The following is a 21240-nucleotide window of genomic DNA, read 5'->3' as shown; positions in this document are numbered from 1 at the left end:
GTTGTTATTAGCACTAGAGTGAACTGAAAATTCAGGTTACAATCTGCTCAACAAATAAATTTAGCCCTGCGATCGTGGAGTCCCAATGCTCACTCGCCCCCGTGTTTTTCACCTGCTCGGATTGTTTATTAGCAGTGTAGTTCTGTGTTTTTGCCTGAGTCGTGTCGTGACGGCTCAATCTGTTAGTCTCGCGCAACTCGTGCAGCAGGGAGTCGATCTCTATCAGGCAGGCGATTATAAAACCGCCATTGAACTCTGGCAAACGGCTCTAAAAACGGATCAAAATAATCCGACGAATGCTGTGATCATCCGAGAAAACTTAGCGCGGGCACAGCAACAACTTGGGCAAAGCGATGCCGCGATCGCTCAGTGGGAGCAAGTCACTAACCATTATCGTCAGACCCGAAACCTCCAGTTTTTAGAACGCAGCCTGACTGAGCAAGCACAAGTCTACAGCAGCTTAGGACAATCGAGAAAAGCGATCGCGCTGCTGTGTGGACAAGAGTCTAACCGACTTCAGATCAGCAACAATCTATCTTGCTTGCCGGAGAGTGCCCTGCAACTTGCCCGTACTGTAACTGACAACACCGGAGAGGCGGCTGCATTAGGCAGTTTGGGAGATGCCTATCGACTGCGGGGTGATTACCAAACGGCGATCGTGCTGCTTCAGTCAGGCTTGAAGTTGACAACCAATCCTGCTTATCGGATGGCTGCCCTCAACAATTTGGGTAACGCCTACAGCAGTCTCGCACAGGTTAGCTATCGTCGTGCTGAGTCTGCTAACCAGCGTAGCGACGAACCCGAAGCTCAGAGATTTAAACAAATTGGATTGAAGGATGACAGTCAGGCACTGCAATATCTCCAAGAAAGTTTGGAACTCGCTCAGAGTCAAAAGAACTTAGCGAGTGAACTGCGATCGCTGATCAGTGCGATTCCTGCCTACTACCGCACTAGCGCCAACGCATCAGCAACAACTGTTCTTCAACAAGCAACGGCTCTGCTCACCCAATTGCCCGACAGACGCGATCGCGTGTATGCCGCAATTGATTTAGCTCGATTACAGCAGCCAGTAACGATCGAGCAACCCCTTTCTCGTATTGACTGTCTGCAATCAAATCTGTTGCCCCAGGCTGAATCACTCCTTCGGCAGGCGGTGACAACTGCTCAACGACTACAAGATCGCCGCGCCGAATCGTTTGCGCTAGGAGAATTGGGACACCTCCAAACCTGTCGCGGAGACATGGCGCAAGCACTCCAGCTAACGCAGCAGGCTCGACTTGCCGCCGATCAAGACCTGAAGGCAAAAGATAGTCTGTTTCTTTGGGAGTGGCAGACTGGACGCATTTTGAAAGCACAGGGACGTAATGCGGAAGCGATCGCTGCCTATCAACGATCGATCGCTACTCTAGAAACGATCCGCAGCGATATCTTGTCAGCAAACCGAGATCTTCAGTTCGATTTCCGCGAAACGATCGAGCCGATTTACCGCGAATTGGTGTCTCTCAAATTACAGCAGGAGACACCCGTTTCAATTCAAACAAAAGCCAACAATTCGACTAAAAGTAACCAGAACTTTAAAGCGATTTTAGGCACGATCGACTCGCTCAAACTGGCGGAACTGCAAAACTATTTTGGCAATGATTGTGTGGTTGTTGCCCTAAATTCTGGTAGCCAAGATGCAGTGAGCGATCGTTCTGCTGCTGTGATCAATACAGTTATTTTGGAGAATCAAACAGCAATCATTCTCAGCCTGCCAGATGGTCAGAAGAAGTTTGCTTTATACAACATCAAGCGACAAGATTTAATTGACCAAATCAACGTCTTCCGTCGAGGGCTGCAAAGCTACGGGGACTTCGAGGGCTATAATCCCCAACCCGCACAGCAAGTTTACAATTGGCTGATTCGCCCTTTCGCTGATGACCTAGAGCAGGCGCAAATCAAAACGTTAGTATTTGTGCAAGATGGTATTTTACGCAGCATACCAATGGCAGCCTTGCATGATGGCAGACAATTTCTGATTCAGCAATATGCCATTGCCACTACGCCTAGCCTCAGTTTGACCGATACCAAGCCTTTTAATCGCAGCCATTTGCGAGTCCTTGCCCTCGGCTTAACCAAGGAAGCGATCGTCGATAATCAAACGTTTCCGGCATTACCCAATGTCCGCACAGAACTCGCAGGCGTTGAAGGCAAGATTCCTGGCAGTAAACAATTGCTCGATGAAGCGTTCACTTCCATTGGGATGCAAAAAGAACTGAGTCAGACAGTCTATCCCATGATTCATTTAGCGACGCATGGCAAGTTTGGCACCGATCCAGACGATACGTTTATTGTGACGGGCAACAGTCAAAAATTGACGCTGAACGAACTCGATCACGTGATTCGAGGCACAACGCGTAATCGCGAACCGCTAGAACTGTTGACTCTGACTGCTTGCGAAACAGCCGTGGGAGACGATCGCTCGTCTTTAGGGCTTGCTGGCGTAGCCATTCAGGCTGGGGCACGGAGTGCACTCGCTTCCCTATGGTCAATCGACGATGCTGCAACAGCAGAAGTGGCTACAGAGTTTTATGCCAATCTGCGCGATGCCAACCTCACTAAAGCTCAAGCGCTTCAACTAGCCCAAAAAGCGTTGATTGAGAAATCGTTGAAAAACCCGCAGTTCTCGCATCCTGCCTATTGGTCTCCGTTTGTGCTCGTCGGAAATTGGCAATGAGCAACCGTTTGCGCCATCAAACTGAGCCTCTACTGCTGTTCAAGCTCTATCACTTGCTTGAGTCGATCGCTCTGCTTCTGTACCGCTTCTAAAGAATTCGGTGCTTCTAGTTTGATCAAGTCCTTCAATAGCGCGATGCTGGACAGCTTCGCTTTATCGTCTTCTAACGCTTCAGCGAGAGCATCGTACCAGAAGCCAGATTCAGCATACAAATTGGCTCGTTTCGTGCGGTCGGAGGTTCTTGCTAAAGACGACTGCAACAGGGTTGGCATCGCTACAACCTCAACTTCTGCCACCGCCATTTTGTTTTTAGAAGGGTCATTGAAAGCACACAAGATCTCCACTTGCCAAAGATACTTCTGTCCGGCAATTAAACTAGTCTGGTCTTTCGGTAACGTATATATCCGGATGCCCTTAGTGTCTTCTGCTCTTTCTAACAGATTCCGATGCTGCAGAATAGGCTTTCCATTGCTGCCATAGCTGTAGAGGCTAAACCTGATCGGATATGACCGAGTGTCGGGTATATACCAAGCAAACGTTGGGTGTGTTGCGATCGTTTGCCCTACATGCCCTAGGGGTGCCAGGGCAGTCAGCATCCCTTTTGCCGCTTCGCCACAGGCTGTTCTCACACCCGTGGTGCCAGTCGCAGTCGAAGGTCGAGAAGGATTTTTGGGCGTGTAAGCAGCAAAAGCGACAGAAGAGATCGTGAGGCAGACAATCAAATTGCAACTGAACAGGAATTTTAGAGTTTTAGGGTGTGAATGCAGAGTCATATCGGTTTGTTGGGGGAGATAAATTACTTCTAGACTACTGAGAAACGATCGACCTGACGAGACCGTTAAGGGTCAAAATTGATGCAGGATTCTGCAAACCGAGTCACCCAAGCTGGCAATTTCCTTTGTCGAATAGCTTAACAATTGTTGCCGATCGATCGTCAAATCTTCAGTGTTTCTTTGGATAGTGTTTTTTGGAGTTGGCTCGATCGCAGTTTTCGGCAAATTTAGCTGCTCGATCGTGCCATCAACTTGTCAAAATACTGCAATCAGATTGGCACAAAGCGTTCATGGATCTATCAACGCATTTTCCTACTATGGGAGTCAACAGCGTTAATGGGGTAACAATTATGAACAGATTTGACGGCTCGACCTGCACGGCTTTAACCGATCGGTCTAACTTCACCCATTCAGCAGCCCTTACCTCGATCGCAACACAAACCAATGGCTTGCAAGATCCCTTTAATTTTTCGCCTCGCACCAGCAGCAGTTTGATTGCACTAGATGACCGAAGTATTGACACCATTAGCGATACCAATCGGCTGACCTCAACCGATATAATGCAGACGACGACAGATTTCTTCGGTCTGGATCAGTTCGCCTGGAACTATCAGGATGAGTTGACGGGGTTAGCAACTGGCACGTTTAATCAGCCAGCAACGCCAGGGTTATTTGCGACGAGAGACGCGATCGATTCAACGATCGCTCAAACGACTCAACCGAAGATTCAACTAGTAGGTGGAACACTGGGAGCCGATACCTTCACGGTGCTTTCAGGAATTCAATACAACGTGTTTTCTGGCAATGGCAACGTTGAGTTTGGCAGAGGTGGACGGGATGTCATCGATTTATCTGGAGTTTTGTCAAGTAGTGTCGATTTCAATTTGGCAACGGCGACCCGTGGTGGCATTCTGTTTAACCCTGGCAATGGCACACGAGTGTTTGATACGCTTAATTTCAGCAACGGCAGTCAGATTTTGTTTGAAGGAATCGACCAAATTAGCTTTGCTGACACAACGCTAAGTCTCTCTGTTACTCCCAACGATCCAGGATTTAGTCAACAGTGGAACCTGCACATGATGGGCGTTCAGAATGCGTGGCGGTTCACGACCGGGTCAACTAACGTGATGATTGGGATTGAAGACACGGGCTTGGGTATGACGGCGGCTGGCAACATTCATTCCGACCTCCGCAGCGACAATACTCTTCTCTATGGGGACAACTCTAAGGATGACTTTTTCCGCAATGTTCCAGGTGAACAGAGGATTCAATCAACCTCCCACGGAACTGAAGTGCAGGGTGTGATTGCTGCTGCCTCTAACAATGGCATCGGCATCAGCGGCATCAATTGGAATTCGACCGTCGCAAATCTGGACGTGCTAGACAACAATCCTGGCGATCTTTCGCTTGCCCAAGCAACCAAAGTGCTGATCGATTACGCTAACAGCCAGGGGCAACGGCTTGTGATTAACATGAGTCTGGGGGGTGGAGACATTGAGCCTGATTTTGAACAACTGGTTGCCCAAAACCAATCCAACGCGCTGTTTGTGATCGCCGCCGGGAATGACGGACAGTATGGCATTTCTAATCCTGCGTCTTTAGCAAGCCGCTATGCGAACGTGATTGCGGTCGGTGCATCTTGGGGCACTGAGGACAAAAATGGCATTCCTAAAGCTCCCGGTTCTCGAATTTCTTATCCAGGCTGGTGGGGGTCTAACTATGGGGTGGGACTGACACTGATGGGCCCGTCTGAAGTGCTGTCAACTCGTGCGATCGATTCCACTTACGATGTGAGTTTTGATTTTGACTCTGAGTTTAATGGCACCTCGGCAGCGACACCCAACGTGGCGGGGGTTGCTTCGCTGGTTTGGAGTGCCAATCCTTACCTGAGCGCAAATCAGGTGCAATCAATTCTGTCTCAAACTGCCTATGATTTAGGAGCGACGGGTCGAGATTTGGTGTATGGCAACGGATTTGTGAATGCAGATACGGCTGTGCGACGGGCGCTGGCGATCGCTGCTGGGGCCGCATAGGCGATTTTGAAGGTTGAGACGAGCGGAATTCAAAATTAACGAAGTGTTAAGTGATACTTGGCAGTCTGAATCTCTAATGGTAGATTAATCTGTAATTTTTATCTTTGCAGAAAAGTTTTCGTAGAAAATTTTAACTGCTCCTGCCATGAAGACGTATGCGATCGCTCGATGTTGGCTTGGTTTAATGGGTTGGTTAGGTGTGCTGGGCACGATCGCTATCGGCGTGAACGATCACGCGGTTGGGGAAATCGTACCAGATGCCTCTCTGGGTGCTGAAAGCTCGATCGTTACGCCCAATACGGTGATTCGAGGGTTGCCTAGCGATCGCATTGATGGCGGTGCGATTCGCGGCAGCAATCTCTTCCATAGTTTCCAGCAGTTCAACATTGGCGAGGGGCGAGGCGCATATTTCGCAAATCCAGCAGGCGTTGAGAATATTTTGAGCCGCGTAACGGGCAACAGTCGCTCTGAAATCTTAGGTAGACTCGGTGTGTTAGGTAATGCCAATCTGTTTTTGCTCAACCCGAATGGCATTGTGTTTGGTTCCAATGCCAGTTTAGATGTCACAGGTTCGTTTACGGCAACAACGGCTAACGCGATCGCTCTGGGAAACCAGGGCTTTTTTAGTGCGACACAACCAGAGAGCAGTAATTTGCTGGCGATTGCGCCGGGAGCGTTGTTTTTTGATCAACAGGTGCAGCAACCGAGAACAATTCAGAACTCTGGAAACTTAACTGCGGGACGCGATCTAACACTATCGGCTGACAATTTAGAGTTGCAGGGACAGGTACGATCGGGCGGCAATTTAACGCTACACGCTCAAGATACGCTTCGCATTCGGGATAGTGTTACCAATCCATTTATTGCGGCGGCGAGTGGGCAGTTGTTGGTGCAGGGCGATCGATCTGTGGATATTTTTGCGCTGAATCATCCTGATAGCGGGGTGTTTTCGGGTGGGGATATGGTGCTGCGATCGGCTAATCAAGTTGGGGGAGATGCTCATTACTACAGTGGTGGCAATTTCCGCATTGAGAAGATAGATGGCGGTTTAGGTAATTTGTATAGTCCTAACGATCCAATCATCCTCGTAGCTGGAAACCTATTTCTCAATAACTATATTGGAGCTTCGCTGCATATTCTGGCTGGCGGATTTGTGTATATTCCAGGAACGATCGAAATCACAGGTGCAGATACTAATTCGACGGCACTCATAGAGAATGTTAATTTATCGGATGGAACGGTATTGCCAATCGATGGTACTGCGCGCCCGACCTTAGATATCCGAGCAGGTATTGATTTATCAGGTGTCACTATTCCAGGAGGAATAGCTATCATTGGGTCTGGAACTTTTCCTGGTGGTGGAGATTTCGATTCTGAGCCTTTTGATTCAGGAATCGTTTTAGGGCAAGTCAATATCATTCCACCCAATGGATTAGTCTTTCTAACGAATCAATATCAGCCGAACACATTGCTGTCAAGTGCAGGTGTTGTCATCACCGGAAGAGGAGTAACTAGAGCAGGAATTGCTTCGCCTGTGCAAGGAATTGATGCACAGGGCTTTGGAGGAAATGGTAGTTCAGTTGTTATTGACTCACGAGGCATAATTTTTCTAAGAGAAGGAGCTTCAATAGACTCTTCTTCTGACTTTGGCAACGCAGGGAGTATTAAACTGACAGCGGGTGAGAGTATTTCGCTTGATCCTGCTGCTTCCCTCCTCTCTTCTACTAGCACTGGCAGAAGTGGCGATATCAATCTAGATGCAAAGGAAATTTCGCTTGATCTTTTTGCTTCTGTGATCACACAAGGTGGAGGCGATATCCGAATTCAGGGCGATCGCCTGCTGATGTATTCGTTTTCACAGATCACAAATCCTACCCAAGGCAACCAAAACGCAGGTAATATTTTCATTCAGATGAATGACTCAGTTCGTAATGATGGGGGAAACATTGGAACTTTTGTATTCCCTGGATCTTCAGGAAATGCTGGCAACATCGACATCAAAACTGGAGAACTATCACTTATCGGGAATGATCTCACAATAAATGGTAGGCGGTTTACAGGCGGAGATATTGGAGCAGATACAACTGGAGATAGTAAGGCTGGAAATATTACGATCGATGCCAGACGAATCAGTGTTCTAGACGGAGCACAGATTAGGGCAAATGCAGGTGCTGACTTGCTTCCGGACGGTAAAGGAAATGGAGGAAGTGTAAACATTCACGCCTCGGAGCTAGTTGAAGTCAGTGGAAGTGTGCCAAGTAACTCAAACATATACAGTAAAATTTCATCCGATACCTATAATTCAGGTGCGGCTGGCAATGTCAGTGTGATAGTTGACAACGGAAATCTGATTGTTCGCGATCAAGGCGCTATTCAATCTCAGGTTCAGGGAGGTTCCGGATCAGGTGGTAATGTCACGATTAAAGCAAATAATGTTTTGCTTGAAGGTGGTGGACAAATTACGGCTGGCTCCTTTGGTACAGGGCGAGGGGGAACTTTAACAGTCAACACCAGCGAATCAGTCAAAGTAACAGGCTTATACAGAAGTGGGGCACCCAGTGGTCTGTTTACCGGAACATATGGTGGTGGAGATGCTGGCGACATCTCGGTTACGACTAATCGACTTCGTGTTCAAGACGGAGGCACTATTTCTGCCTCAACCTTTGCAATATCAGGGCAGGGACGCGGTGGAAACGTAACTATCAATGCGCCTCAATTTGTAGAAGTGAGCGGCAGTTTGAAGAATGCAGAGGGTGATGTTTTTCGCAGTAGCATAGTTGCTGAAACCGGAAGGCTTCTTGAGGTTCCAGGCGGTGTTGAGCCAGCATTGGGCGGAAAATTAACGATCACGACTGGGCGCTTGAGTATTCGCGATGGTGCTAGAGTATCAACCAACACCTACAACTTTGCAGGACGTGCTGGTGACTTAATTATCAATGCGCCGGAAACTGTCGAGGTTATAGGGAAGAACACTGAAGGAAACATCAGTAGTTTATCAGCAAAAACAAATGGAATTGGGAATGCTGGTAACTTGACTATTAATACTGGACAATTATCAATTCGCGGTGGCGCGGAGGTCTCGACTAGTACTTCAAGAGACAACGATGAATTTCGCGTACAGCAGGGTGGGCAGGCAGGTATATTGAATGTTAAAGCCGACCTGATCGAGGTCAGTGACGCGCCGAGTGGGTTAATAAGTAGTTCTTTGCTCTCAACTGGCGATGCAGGTCAATTAAATTTGACAACGAAGCGCTTAATCATTCGTGATGGTGCCACTGTAGCAACCTCCTCAGTTTTGGGAGGACGAGGAGGCGATTTGAATGTGACGGCTACAGATTCTATCGTCATTAGCGGACAAGGATTTACATCGCTAGCCAATGATCCGTTTGGGCTAGGGCAGTTGACGATCGCGAGTAATCTTTCGGCTGAGGCAACAAGTCTCACAAATGCAGGCAATATAGCAATTCGTACAGATCAGTTAATTGTCAAAGATGGTGCAGAAGTTTCTGCTAGAACTATGGCTTTAGGAAATGCAGGGAATATAGGAATTCAAGCAAATTCGATCACTTTGACGAATGGTGGGCTGATCACAAGCCAAAGCAGTGGACTGTTTACGAGCCAAAGCGGCAATGCAGGTAATATCTTTCTGAATGTCCGGGGACCCTTACAAGCTAACGATGGAACAATCTCAACTAGCGCTGCTCAATCTTCCGGGGGAGCGATCGAGATTACAGCCAAAGACATTCGACTGAAAGGCAACAGCGACATCACCACCTTTGTTAATAGTGGTGCAGGCGGTGGGGGCAACATCACTCTGACTGCTGACTCCATCCTCGCCTTCAATGACAGCGACATCCTGTCATTTGCCCGTGATGGCAAGGGTGGCAACATCACTCTTAATACAGCCGCTTTCTTCGGGCAGAACTATCGTCCGGCTCCTCCTGGTACTGATCCGCGCACATTAGATGGCAACAACCGGGTCGATGTCAACGCCAGCGGCACGGTTTCTGGCATCATCACTATCCCCGACACCACCTTCATTCAAAATAGCCTCACCCAACTGTCAGACAATCTAGTCGATCCCTCTACGCTGCTTGCCAATAGCTGCATTGTCCGCAGTCGCGATCGCACCTCAAATGGCACCTTTCTCATAACAGGCTCCGGCGGCTTACCCATCCGTCCCGGCGATCCACCACCCTCATCATTTCCAACTGGGGAAGTCCGATCGCTCCCCCAACCCCAAAGCCAAACCGATCACCCCTGGAAAATCGGCGACCCGATCGTTGAACCTCAAGGCGTTTACCGATTAGCCAACGGGAAACTGGTTATGAGTCGGGAGTGTGAGCAATGAAGACGATCGTGTTCACACTGGCGCTCTTTTTTAATGGGGCGGCGATCGCCACAGCCCAATCCCCACCGCCTGCGGGTGTGACAATTCCGCCCAACGCCCCCCAACGGCTTGAGCAAACCATTCCAACCCCGTCCGAGTCGCCTAGTCCCCTGCCGCCACCTACCTCTACTCCGCCACCGCGCTTAACCATTCCCGCTACGCCATCCCCGCCTGAGCCATCAGTGTCCCAGGGAGAGCAATTTTTCATCAAAAAAGTAGAAGTTTCTGGGAACACGGTTTTGCAGCGCGAGATTACTGCTCTGGTAAAACAGTATGAGGGCAAAAAGGCAACATTTGAAGATATCCTAAACCTCCGCGCCAAGATTACTCAACTCTATACCGATGCAGGTTACATTACCTCCGGCGCATTTTTGCTGAACAATCAGGCATTAGATCAAGGCATTGTTCGGATTAAAGTTGTTGAAGGTGAACTGGAGCAGATTGAGATTAGTGGCTTAACTCGGTTACGCGATCGCTACGTGCGGAGTCGCTTAGAGCGGGCAACCAAACCCCCTCTCAATCGCCGACCGCTTGAAGAAGCTCTGCAACTGTTGCAGCTTGATCCACTCATTGCTCAAGTCAATGCAGAACTGACAGCAGGCACTGCCCCCGGTCGCAATCGATTGCGCGTCAGCTTGCGAGAAGCACCGCCGTTTCATGCAGGGGTTGCGATCGCGAATGATCAATCTCCCAGCATCGGCGAAGTGTCTGGCAGTGTCTTCGCCTCTCACGACAATCTGCTGGGTTTCGGCGATCGTCTCACCGCCAACTATAGTAGAACCGAAGCGCTCGACCTCTACAATTTTAGCTACACGGTGCCTTTCAATTCCCTCAATGGCACTGCCAGCATCAGCTATGGCAACAACGCCAGCGAGATTATTGAAGAACCGTTTCAAGACCTGGGGATTCGCAGTAAAACTCGTACCCTTTCTTTTAGTGTTCGTCAACCTGTGCAGCGATCGCCTCGCAGTGAGTTCGCCCTGGGTGTCGGACTCGATCTGCGGCGCAGTCAGACCTTTATTTTAGATGATATTCCATTCTCGTTTTCCGAAGGGCCGGACAACGGCGAGTCGAAGGTCACAGTCATTCGCTTTTTTCAAGATTGGACAAATCGCGGCAGCACTCGTGTTTTAGCAGCGCGATCGCAGTTCAGTTTTGGCATCAATGCCTTTGATGCCACGATTAACGATATTGGCACTGATGGGCGCTTTTTCTCGTGGCTGGGGCAGTTTCAGTGGGTGCAGCAGGTGTCTCCCAGAGTAGTGTTGATTAGCCGACTCGCGGCGCAACTAACCCCTGACTCTCTGCTATCTTTAGAGCGCTTTAGCCTGGGTGGAGTTGATACAGTGCGCGGCTATCGACAAAACCAACTTGTATCCGATAATGGCGTAGTGGGTTCGCTAGAACTGCGGATTCCCCTGACGAACAATCCGAGTATTCTACAACTCACGCCTTTTGTTGAAGTGGGTAGTGGCTGGAATAATCGTGGGGTCAATCCTGACCCACAAACGATCGCTAGTCTTGGTGTAGGATTGCGCTGGCTAATCAGTCCAGGCTTTGATGTGCGCGTAGACTATGGCATTCCACTGGTGTCGATCGACCAGTCGGGTAATTCATTGCAGGACAGCGGCATTTATTTCTCCCTGCGCTACCAACCCTTCTAATTTAGTTCCTGTGGGTGAATGCTGGCTCAGTTAACGCAAACAGGGCAGCTATAAAGGACTGCCCCGCCATTTCATTCAATTGTTAGACTTAGCGATTCTGAGAGACTGCATTAGGTGATGCGGTTTCCTCGGACGGTTGGATGGAGAGCAAAAATCGACCTCGATCGTTCGGATTTACCGTGCTGACAATCAGCGTGTAAGAGCCATTTCGAGGAAGTTTGATGTCAACCTTAGACTGGCGATCAGCTTTTCCTTCAACAACCTTCTTGCCCTCAGAATCCAGCAGAATCAGGTACGGGTCGAAGTCGAACTGGTATAAGGTAAGCGCGATAGTTTGGTTTGCCTGCCCTGTAAATCGATAGCTACTGTAAGGGGAGCCATCTTGCAATTGGGGACTGGTGCGAGTTAAGCGTCCTTGCTCAAAAAGCAAAGGAACGGTTGCTTGCAGTTGATAAGCTCCAAGCTGCTCTGGATGTAATGCGTTGGCGATCACGGTGTAGGTTCCGGCTACTGGTAATTTCGCCAACATTGTCGCCGTGCCACCGCGCTCTTTACTCTGACGTTCAGCCACGACTTCCCCATTCGGTCCTAGCAGTACCAAATAGGAGCCGATTTGCGAACTGGTCATACTAATCTTGACAGGTTGATCAGCATCACCCTTAAAGGTGTAGAGGTCGGCTCGGCTCTTATCACCACACATTAAATTGTCGCTTTTCTGAAGAGTGCCGTTGTTCACTGCACCATTGAGCAATAGTTTTGCTGCTAAATCATGACTCGATGACGTGGTAAGACTCACGTACTGTCCAAGAATAGGAGACAAACCTTGCTTTAATGCTTGCACCAATGCCTGCACTTTGTTCGCTGCGATTGCAAAGTTCATTCCTGTCGCATCCCTACGTCCGCCCGTATTGATGCCCAAAAGTTCCCCACGATCGTTGAGTAGCGCTCCGCCAGAGTTACCAGGGTTCAGCGTTACATCCGTGTCAATCCTGCCTTGATCAATAGAGACATTACTGACACCACCTCGCGTAATCGAAGAGGGTTTCGTACCTTTCGGGTAACCGATTGCAAAAACCTCCTGTCCTTTCTCTACGGAACTCGCTGCCGCAAAATTTATGGTTGGTAGCTTAGTTGCTTGAATTTTTAACACCGCCAGATCTACGCAACCAGGTGTTCCCTGTGAGACTACCTGGGCCATAAACTTGCGCCCGTCCGCCAGTTCGACTGCTACCTGTTGTGCGCCTTCTACAACATGTGCATTCGTCACAATCAAGCCATTTGCATCAATGATGACACCACTACCTGTGCCTTGCTCAGTTTCTATATACACAACTGCGGGTGCAGCTTTGCGATAGATATCTTGTCCAGACAGACGCTCACTTTTTGCCAGAGCTGCGCGAGTTGAATCAATACCGGGTGTCGTGAGAGTGAATTCGCTGATGACCGTAGTCGCGATCGCCGCTTGAGTTGCCATCAGCCCAGTAATTGCAAAGCGAACCAGCTTAGACGATCGAGGAAAGAATTGCAGTGTCATGATAGTACTCCTGTAAGTTGGAAAAAATTAGCAATAGAAAGCAAGATTGGACAGTTAGTTATCTAGCGGAAAATTTGCAGATCTACCACTGCATCAGCGGAATGTGAACCATCCCATTGCTTGGTGGCAGCAAACGAGTCCTACCCTCATTAATTGCGTCTTCGACTTTTTTGAGAGACTCTGGATTGAGAGTAATCGGCGTTGTGGGGCCAAAGCTACTACAGTGTTCCAGTCGTACTCCCATTTCTTCTGCCAACAAGCAATCAACCTTTAGAGTTGACCCGAAAGCCGCAAGGGTGGGTCTTAAATCAGCAGCAGAGGTGCTGACCGTTCCAGGCACAGGAACAGAGGGTTGTGTTTCCTGAGCGCTTGCCGACATCCAGCCCGAACTTGTTGAAACAAAAGTACTGATTGTTGTGGTGACGATCGTGGCTTGAATGACTAGAAATCCAGAGACTGCTAGTTGAACCGATCGAGATTTTTTCTGAGAAACAGGTTGCAGTGCCATGAGATATAACTCCTTGGGTGTTGAAGTAATTCAGGCTGCACGGCATCAGCGCGACAGAATAATCCGCAGTTGCTAATACCAGCTTGGGATGAATCGAGAATTGAATTAGAAATAAACTTTGAGAGCTACAAGCAATCAGTAGTCTGTGTCTGAGCGTTTATCTGTTGCTTGTTCGCTTGATTTAAGAGTAGGGCATCCATTGAGGAGAATTACAGACCTTTTCTACCAACTTGCTTGACAAAAAATGGCAGACTGGTTGCACAAAACAGCAATGCCGCTCATGTAGAAAATGGGGAGACGGATTCAACCTGATATACATAACCTAAACGACTTATTTTCTCGCTGCGCCTGACTCAAGATTTTTTCCATTTCTTCCAACTCATAAACCACTCCTGCATAATCATCTTCCCCAATCTCATTCTCATCCTGATCTAGAGCTGATTTATTTCCAATTCACCTTGAACAGAATGCAAATAACTGATTAGATGACGCACTGTAATTAAACCTTGACCTGGATCGAACCACTTTAGCTCTACACTCCACAACATTTGTCCCTGGTAATACCAAGCCTCATCAATCAACTCGCCATCACTCTCAAATCCATCCATCGTTTCGTCGTCAAACGGAGTATCATCGCGAGTTGTGTTTATAAAACGATAGAGCGACTCAATCCCTAATTTTGCAGCTAGAGTATCGAGTTCTTCAAGGTGGTGCGGCACTGACTTCCAATCAACTTGGCGCAGCGAAGGTTCCCAGAAATGATATTTGTCATAGTCCTGTAATGCTGGAAATAGCTGAACGCCCATTGTCTTAATCAATTACGCTGATGTTGTATAAATATTAACTATTTTTGGATTCGATTACTTGAAATGAATAGACCTCCTGCATAAATCCGGATAGCCCTCCTCACGAAGTGGGGCGAAGCCCTCGTCAATCCTTCTCCTCAAGGGAGCCAGAACTCTCTTGTTCCCTCTCCTTGGGGAGAGAGCTAGGGTGAGGGCGGAGTATTTATGCAGGAAGTCTACCGAATGAACACTCAACGAGCAACTTTGAACAACACTCCAATACTTGTAACGAAGTCGAGTACAGAAGCCTTAGATCTATTCCCTCTCATCTAAAGACGATCGAGCAACCAACCGATCGCACCCTCGACATCGGCAACTTGCTCAACGGGTGGAGTGGGCGATCGCTGCACCATGACGATCGGAATCTCTAATTCTCGCGCAGCAACAATTTTTGCGTAGGTTGCATTGCCACCACTGTTTTTGCTGACGATCGTATCAATGGTGTGATCGAGCATCAGTTGTTTTTCTTGTGCGATCGTAAAGGGCGCACGATCGAGGACTGTGATTCCATTGGGAATGGCTGTACCAGGTGATGGTGGATCAATCGATCGCATCAAAAACCAAACATCATGCAATCGTGCAAAAGGCGCGAGTTGTTGTCGCCCGATCGTCAGAAACACACGTTTGGCAGTCTGTTCGAGGGCAAGGGCTGCCGCTTCAACACTCTCGACTTCAATCCAGCGATCGTCAGGCATCTTTTCCCACGCAGGGCGGACGAGCATCAGGTGAGGAATGCTCACGTCACGGGTGGCGATCGCGGCGTTGTGAGAAATTTGAGCCGCGAAGGGATGAGTCGCATCGATCAGGTAGTCGATTTTGCGATCGCGCAAGTAGTCGCTTAAGCCAGTTGCGCCGCCAAATCCGCCGACTCGAACTGACCCGGCGATCTCCGTTGGGTTTTGAGTGCGTCCGGCGAGTGATGTGATAATTTCAACGTCAGGAATCTGAGACGCTTTAGCCGCGAGTGCAGCAGCGTCACCTGTTCCGCCCAGAATTAGGACTCGTTTCATAGCTGATTTTCGATAATTCCTTCTGCCTCAAGTGATAAGTTTTGCAATCGGTTTAGCGTTTCTTTTGATGCATTTTCCCATAATCCACGCTGATGTGCTTCTAATAATCGCTCTGACATGTCTCGCATTGCCCAGGGGTTATTTTCCTGAATAAATTCCTGCACCGAGGGATCAAATAAATAGGTTTCCGCAATGCCCTGATACATAAAATCTTGAACACAGTTTGTTGTCGCATCGTAGGCGAATAGATAGTCGATCGTCGCTGCCATTTCAAAAGCACCTTTATAGCCGTGCCGCATCATACCCGCAATCCATTTGGGATTAACGACTCTAGCGCGATACACGCGGCTGATTTCTTCTGATAGCTGACGAACTTTAGGCTGATCAGGACGCGAATTATCACCGAAATAAACGTCGGGCTGTTTGCCAGAGATCGATTTAACGGCGGCTGTCAACCCTCCCTGAAATTGATAATAATCATCAGAGTCGAGTAAATCATGTTCTCGGTTATCTTGATTTTGCAGGACAATTTGCATCGTGTTGAGGCGTTGATTAAACGCTTCGGGGGCTGATGTCCCGTTTGATTTGCGGGTGTAGGCGTAGGCACTCCAGTTAATATAGGCTTGCGCTAAGTCATTCTCATCTGTCCAGTTTTGTGACTCAATTACGCCTTGCAATCCGGCTCCATAAGCGCTGGGTTTTGAGCCAAAAATGCGATAGAGCGATCGCGCTTTTGCGTCTTCTGATGTTAATCCTTGCGATTCCCAATACGTTTGTTCTTGCGTTGCTTGAGCTGATAACGGATTTTCATCATCAGATTCATCGAGTTGTGCAACGGCTGTAACTGCACTATCAAATAAATCAATCAGATTGGGAAAAGCATCGCGAAAGAAACCAGAGATTCGTAGCGTCACATCGACACGCGGACGACCGATCGCTGAGAGGGGCAAAATCTCAAAATCGACGACTCGACGAGAGACACCATCCCACAAGGGTTTGACTCCTAATAAAGCTAACGCTTCTGCAATGTCGTCTCCACCCGTTCGCATGGTTGAGGTGCCCCAAACCGATAAGCCTAATGTTTTGGGATAGTCGCCGTTCTCCTGGGTGTATCGCTCGACTAATGCTTCGGCGGCTTTTCTGCCAATCTCCCACGCGGTTTCGGTGGGGATGGCGCGAATATCCACTGAGTAAAAATTGCGTCCGGTGGGCAACACTTCGGGTCTGCCGCGAGTCGGTGCCCCAGATGCGCCGCTTGGCACATACTGTCCGTTGAGTCCTTTGAGAAGATTGAGAATCTCTTGATCCGTTTTTTGCAACGCTGGAAGTAGGCGATCGCGAATCCAGTCTAATTCTCGAATCGTCTCTGCTCCAATATCTGAAAATTCATCACTCTGTATCAGTTGAGTGATCAGATCTGCGGCAAACTCTTCAATGACTTCTACAACGTCGCCAATAATTCGACAGTGATCGATTTTGGAATAGTTTTTCTCGTGAACCAACTCACCTAAATCAGCAGTGAGCGGATCTAATTCTAGTTGCCAATCTTGAGCGATCGCGCGGGTTAAACCTAATCGATTAGCGCTGGGGTTGCGAGCGATCGCGACGATCAAATCTCTTAATTGTCGATTTTGAGGACACTGCCCCAAAATGTGCAAACCATCGCGAATCTGAGATTCTTTTAGCTCACAGAGATAGCCATCTGCCGTCTTGAGAAAACTTGCTAGACTCGACTCATTTAACGCCAAATTTTCGATGCCTAAATCTTGATGGAGATTTTCTTGAATGATCAGTTGAGAAAGCCGATCGCTAATCAATTTCAATCGCGATGGATCTAAGGTTTGCGCCTCATAATATTCGTCGATTAATCCTTCGACTTGGTGCAAATTGCCATAGAGTTCAGCCCGCGTCATCGGTGGCGTTAAGTGGTCGATGATCACGGCTTGAGTGCGGCGTTTTGCCTGTGCCCCTTCGCCCGGATCGTTGACAATGAAGGGATATAAATGAGGCATCGCCCCAAAAACCGCTTCGGGATAGCACTCCTCAGAGAGCGCCACGCTTTTTCCAGGAAGCCATTCTAAGTTGCCGTGCTTGCCGACGTGAACGATCGCGTTGGCTCCAAACTGAGACCGAATCCAGTGATAAAACGCTAGATAATTGTGCGGCGGTTCTAAATCGGGCGCGTGATAGTTGAGAGAAGGGTCACGATCGTAGCCTCGCGCAGGCTGCACACCCACAAATACATTGCCGAGCTGAATTCCTGGAATCGGAAATGCCGTGATTTCTTCAGGCAAACCCCATCGAGTTTGAATGCCTTTTTGAACTGCGATCGGCAACTGGTCAAACTGAGATTGATAGTCTTCTACTGTCAGAGATTGCCGAACATTTCTCAACGTCCAACCTTCAGGATCATTGGTGACTCCAGTGGTTAGTAATTTAATCAATTCTTTGTCACTTTCTGGAATATTTTCTACATGATATCCAGCCAGTTTTAATGCTTTGAGAATCTCGATGCAGCTTGCAGGAGTGTCTAAACCAACACCATTTGCTAATCGCCCGTCACGAGTCGGATAATTTGCCAAAATTAGCGCAACTTTACGATCGTTTGGTGGAGTTTGACGCAGCTTGATCCAATTAGCCGCTAACTCTGAAACAAACTCAATTCGGGATAAAACAGGCTCATAACCAACAACATCAGTTTGCAATAATGGGTTTTGAGTTTGAACTGCTTTAAACGAAACGGCTCTCGTAATAATTCTCCCATCCACTTCTGGTAAAGCAACATTCATCGCTATATCTTTAGGCGATAAGCCCTGAAAACCTGATGTCCATTGCTCTTGAGTTCCGCCACTAAAAATCACCTGAAACACAGGAACATTCAGCATTTCCCAAAGTTCGACTTGCGGCGTTTCTGACTCTAATCGGGCAAGCGAAAAACTGGTGGTATTGAAGAGCAACCCAATGCCGCGATCGCAATAGTTCAGCAACTCTTTTTGCACATCAGGTTCTTTTAGCGACGATACAAAAATCGGGACAGGGGTAAGATTTCGTTTAATCAACGCATCGCACATGGCATCAATCACTGCTGTGTTTCCAGACAGATAATGAGCGCGATAAAATAAAATTCCGACTCCAGAGTGAACCCTTGATTCGGCTATTTTTTGCTGTCCGCCATAAATGCCAATTCGCGGAACGGGTTGAGGCGAATTAAACGCATAAGTCTGATTTAAGAAATAGGTTGAAACGAATTTAAGGAGATTGCAATAATTATCAACGCCGCCTTCTAAAAAGTATTTCCAAACCTGATTTACTTCGGTTAACGAAACCGTTGAATGACTCATTAAATTAGGGTCAGGTCGCTCATCTCCCGGCAAGATAATCAGTTTTGTGCCTGTTTGTTTTGCCGTTTCTTCGACAACTTCTAACCCATAACTCCAATACGATCGCCCCCCAATCACCCGAACGATAATCACCTCCGCCTGACTCAAGACATCTTCGGCGTAAGTGTCGATCGTCAGTTGTTGTTGAAGTTGCAGCAGATTGACCACTCTCAGCGACGCAAACCCATCGGGTAGCTGATTTGCCGCCGCCGCCAGCGTTTGAATATCAGTATCAGCCGCCGTAATCACCACGATGGGCGCAGGCTGCTGTTCGACAAAAATCACGCCCTCTGCGGCGGGGTTCCATCCTCCAGGAATCGTTGCGAGACGGTGCATAAGCGTTGAAGATTGCGTTTATAGTGAGAAAGTGCGATCGCCCAAAGGCTTCTCCATCTTACAGGTAGACTGATTGACGTATGGGGATGATTATTGCCGGAGAAAGAAGCGGTGTGGGCAAAACCACCGTGACGTTAGCCTTGTTGTCCGCGTTGCAGCGTCGCAGTCAAGCTGTGCAGTCGTTTAAAGTTGGGCCTGATTATATCGATCCGATGTTTCATCGCCACGTCACTAAGCGGGCTTGTCGAAACCTCGATCCTGTCTTGACTTCAGAAGCTTATGTGCAGCAGTGTTTTGCTCAACACAGTCAAACCGCAGACTACGCTTTAATCGAAGGGGTGATGGGGCTGTTTGATGGAGCCAGTGGGTCAGATGATTTTGGCAGCACGGCTCACATTGCCCGACTCTTAAATCTGCCCGTTTTGCTGATTTTAAATTGCAGTAGTTTGGCCCGATCGATCGCCGCGATCGCTCACGGATATCGCAGCTTTGATCCTCGCGTTAATGTGGCTGGCGTAGTTCTTAATCGAGTCGGCAGCGATCGCCATTTAGAACTGCTCACCGCCGCTTTAGAACCGCTGAATTTGCCAATTTTAGGCGTTTTGCGTCGTCAAGATGAGATTACAATTCCCGATCGCCACTTAGGTTTAGTGCCCACCGCAGAGCTTGAGAATCTAAATCCATTGCTCGATCGCTTGGCTGACTTAGGAGAAACCTGCTTCGATTGGTCGCAGTTGTTGCCCTTGTTGAAATGTCAGCCTTTAGAGAAAAGCGAGTCTAAAATCCAAGTTTTGAACTCTAAAGTTCGAGTTGCGATCGCCTACGATTCTGCGTTTAATTTCTACTATGCCGACAACTTAGATTTGTTGGAACAACTGGGTGCAGAACTCGTTTATTGGAGTCCTTTAACAGACTCAGCATTGCCAGAAAGAGTGCGGGGACTCTATTTTGGGGGCGGTTTTCCAGAAGTGTTTGCAGCCGAACTTGCGGCTAATCAATCGGCTCGTCAGGCAGTTGACGCGGCGATTCAGTCTAATATGCCGACCTATGCAGAATGTGGCGGCTTAATGTATTTGTGCGAACAAATTATTGATTTTGCCGGACAATCTCACTCAATGGTCGGCATTTTACCCACAACAGCAAAAATGGGAAAAAAGCTAACGTTAGGTTACCGACAAGCCACTGTGATGCAAAACAGCCCGATGATGAATAAAGGCGATCGGGTGTGGGGTCATGAATTTCATCGATCGACGTTGACTCACGAATCTGATCAACCGCTCTTTAATCTTGAGGGTTATCACTCTAGCATTCCCCTTAAGTCAGAGGGTTGGCAGTGTTATCAACTTCATGCGTCTTATACTCATTTGCACTTCGGCACACAGCCAGAGTTTCTAAAGCGATTTTTACACCAGTGTTCACAATTTGAGGGTCATTAAGAATAGTTCTAATCCACAACCGATGTTATTGGCATACAAGTTGTAAAGCAGCACTGATGGGAAGTTCTAGCAAGTTGAGGGTATCCCAGCGAGTGGAAAAGAAAAGGATTTCAAGGTTTTCGACGGCTCCAGAGGTGGGGTTGAGGCGGGCGATGATTTCGTCACCTAGTTCCTCGGATTCTTGTTCAGGATAGGGAGGGCAAGTGTCGAAGTAGAGAATATCGCCAATTTTGTCGTAGCGCACGGTTAGTTTTTCTGCCATAGCACTTGCCCTCCAGTGATTTTACGCGCAGTGTAGGTTGTAATAATCCAGTGGCGTTCTGGGTCAGTTTGATTGACCACTACTACTACAAGATAGCGTCCTGTGCGAATACTCTCAAACCATTTGGAGAAGAGAAGAGCATTGGGATCGCGATCGCTGGAACGAACCAAATCAGGATCGAATAGAGTCGAGCTAATTCAGTTAAATAGTCGGGTAGAGTGCCGGGGTGAGTTTCGGCAATATAGCAGTCCTATTTGAGTTGTAAGATCAGCCATAGCGCCGCAACTTGGGAAAATCAAACGTGTAAGACTGCAAGAATTGCACAAATAGCTGCTTGACTTGTGCAAAGGTTT

The 21240-nt window shown here is 48.2% G+C and carries 14 protein-coding genes; 5 read left to right on the top strand and 9 right to left on the bottom strand.

Features of this window, described 5'->3' with window-relative positions; translation table 11 throughout:
• Positions 1–31: 31 nt before the first annotated feature.
• Positions 32–178 carry a hypothetical protein gene (locus BRW63_RS29140; RefSeq protein WP_219898684.1) on the bottom strand — a complete coding sequence of 49 codons (147 nt, stop codon included), beginning with the start codon at positions 176–178 and terminating at the stop codon, positions 32–34.
• Between BRW63_RS29140 and BRW63_RS22360 the strand changes: the two genes are divergently transcribed.
• A complete protein-coding gene (locus BRW63_RS22360) occupies positions 167–2716 on the top strand; it encodes a CHAT domain-containing protein (protein ID WP_219898685.1) in 2550 nt (849 codons plus the stop codon). The two genes, BRW63_RS29140 and BRW63_RS22360, sit on opposite strands and share 12 nt — an antisense overlap.
• Before the next feature lie 29 nt (positions 2717–2745).
• Here BRW63_RS22360 and BRW63_RS22355 read toward each other — a convergent pair whose 3' ends face one another.
• Complete coding sequence (locus tag BRW63_RS22355; RefSeq protein ID WP_073074610.1) at positions 2746–3489, bottom strand: DUF928 domain-containing protein; 744 nt, start codon at positions 3487–3489, stop codon at positions 2746–2748.
• Between the two features lie 350 nt (positions 3490–3839).
• Between BRW63_RS22355 and BRW63_RS22350 the strand changes: the two genes are divergently transcribed.
• The 3 genes from BRW63_RS22350 to BRW63_RS22340 all read left to right on the top strand — a co-directional run bounded on the left by BRW63_RS22350 (position 3840) and on the right by BRW63_RS22340 (position 11576).
• Positions 3840–5522, top strand: a complete 1683-nt coding sequence (locus BRW63_RS22350; protein WP_219898686.1) for a S8 family serine peptidase — start codon at positions 3840–3842, stop codon at positions 5520–5522.
• 145 nt (positions 5523–5667) lie between these two features.
• On the top strand, positions 5668–9873 hold the full coding sequence (locus BRW63_RS22345) for a two-partner secretion domain-containing protein (RefSeq protein WP_073074608.1): 4206 nt from the start codon (positions 5668–5670) through the stop codon (positions 9871–9873).
• Positions 9870–11576: a ShlB/FhaC/HecB family hemolysin secretion/activation protein gene (locus BRW63_RS22340; protein ID WP_073074607.1), complete on the top strand. Its 1707-nt coding sequence runs from the start codon at positions 9870–9872 to the stop codon at positions 11574–11576. The genes BRW63_RS22345 and BRW63_RS22340 overlap by 4 nt, the downstream gene beginning before the upstream one ends.
• An 88-nt stretch (positions 11577–11664) precedes the next feature.
• Here the strand turns inward: BRW63_RS22340 and BRW63_RS22335 are convergent, their stop codons facing one another.
• The 5 genes from BRW63_RS22335 to cobN all read right to left on the bottom strand — a co-directional run bounded on the left by BRW63_RS22335 (position 11665) and on the right by cobN (position 19189).
• A complete protein-coding gene (locus BRW63_RS22335; protein ID WP_073074606.1) occupies positions 11665–13110 on the bottom strand; it encodes a S1C family serine protease in 1446 nt (481 codons plus the stop codon).
• Positions 13111–13192: 82 nt separating this feature from the next.
• A complete protein-coding gene (locus BRW63_RS22330) occupies positions 13193–13618 on the bottom strand; it encodes a hypothetical protein (protein ID WP_073074605.1) in 426 nt (141 codons plus the stop codon).
• Between the two features lie 431 nt (positions 13619–14049).
• Positions 14050–14424 carry a hypothetical protein gene (locus tag BRW63_RS22325; protein ID WP_073074604.1) on the bottom strand — a complete coding sequence of 125 codons (375 nt, stop codon included), beginning with the start codon at positions 14422–14424 and terminating at the stop codon, positions 14050–14052.
• Between the two features lie 308 nt (positions 14425–14732).
• Positions 14733–15473: a cobalt-precorrin-6A reductase gene (locus BRW63_RS22320; RefSeq protein WP_073074603.1), complete on the bottom strand. Its 741-nt coding sequence runs from the start codon at positions 15471–15473 to the stop codon at positions 14733–14735.
• Complete coding sequence (gene cobN / locus BRW63_RS22315) at positions 15470–19189, bottom strand: cobaltochelatase subunit CobN (protein WP_073074602.1); 3720 nt, start codon at positions 19187–19189, stop codon at positions 15470–15472. Before cobN ends, BRW63_RS22320 begins: the two co-directional genes overlap by 4 nt.
• An 80-nt stretch (positions 19190–19269) precedes the next feature.
• Here cobN and BRW63_RS22310 point away from each other — a divergent pair, with 80 nt between their 5' ends.
• A complete protein-coding gene (locus tag BRW63_RS22310) occupies positions 19270–20625 on the top strand; it encodes a cobyrinate a,c-diamide synthase (RefSeq protein ID WP_073074601.1) in 1356 nt (451 codons plus the stop codon).
• A 25-nt stretch (positions 20626–20650) separates the two neighbouring features.
• Here BRW63_RS22310 and BRW63_RS22305 read toward each other — a convergent pair whose 3' ends face one another.
• Positions 20651–20887 (bottom strand): DUF2283 domain-containing protein, encoded by a 237-nt coding sequence (locus BRW63_RS22305; protein ID WP_073074600.1) that lies wholly within the window; start codon positions 20885–20887, stop codon positions 20651–20653.
• The gene (locus tag BRW63_RS29135; protein WP_219898687.1) at positions 20872–21057 is read right to left on the bottom strand and encodes a hypothetical protein; all 186 of its coding nucleotides are present in this window, start codon (positions 21055–21057) and stop codon (positions 20872–20874) included. The genes BRW63_RS22305 and BRW63_RS29135 overlap by 16 nt, the downstream gene beginning before the upstream one ends.
• Between the last annotated feature and the right edge of the window lie 183 nt (positions 21058–21240).

This window comes from Phormidesmis priestleyi ULC007 (assembly GCF_001895925.1).
In the GTDB taxonomy this organism is placed as follows: domain Bacteria; phylum Cyanobacteriota; class Cyanobacteriia; order Leptolyngbyales; family Leptolyngbyaceae; genus Phormidesmis_A; species Phormidesmis_A priestleyi_A.
This window is presented reverse-complemented; position numbering and strand designations above follow the sequence as displayed.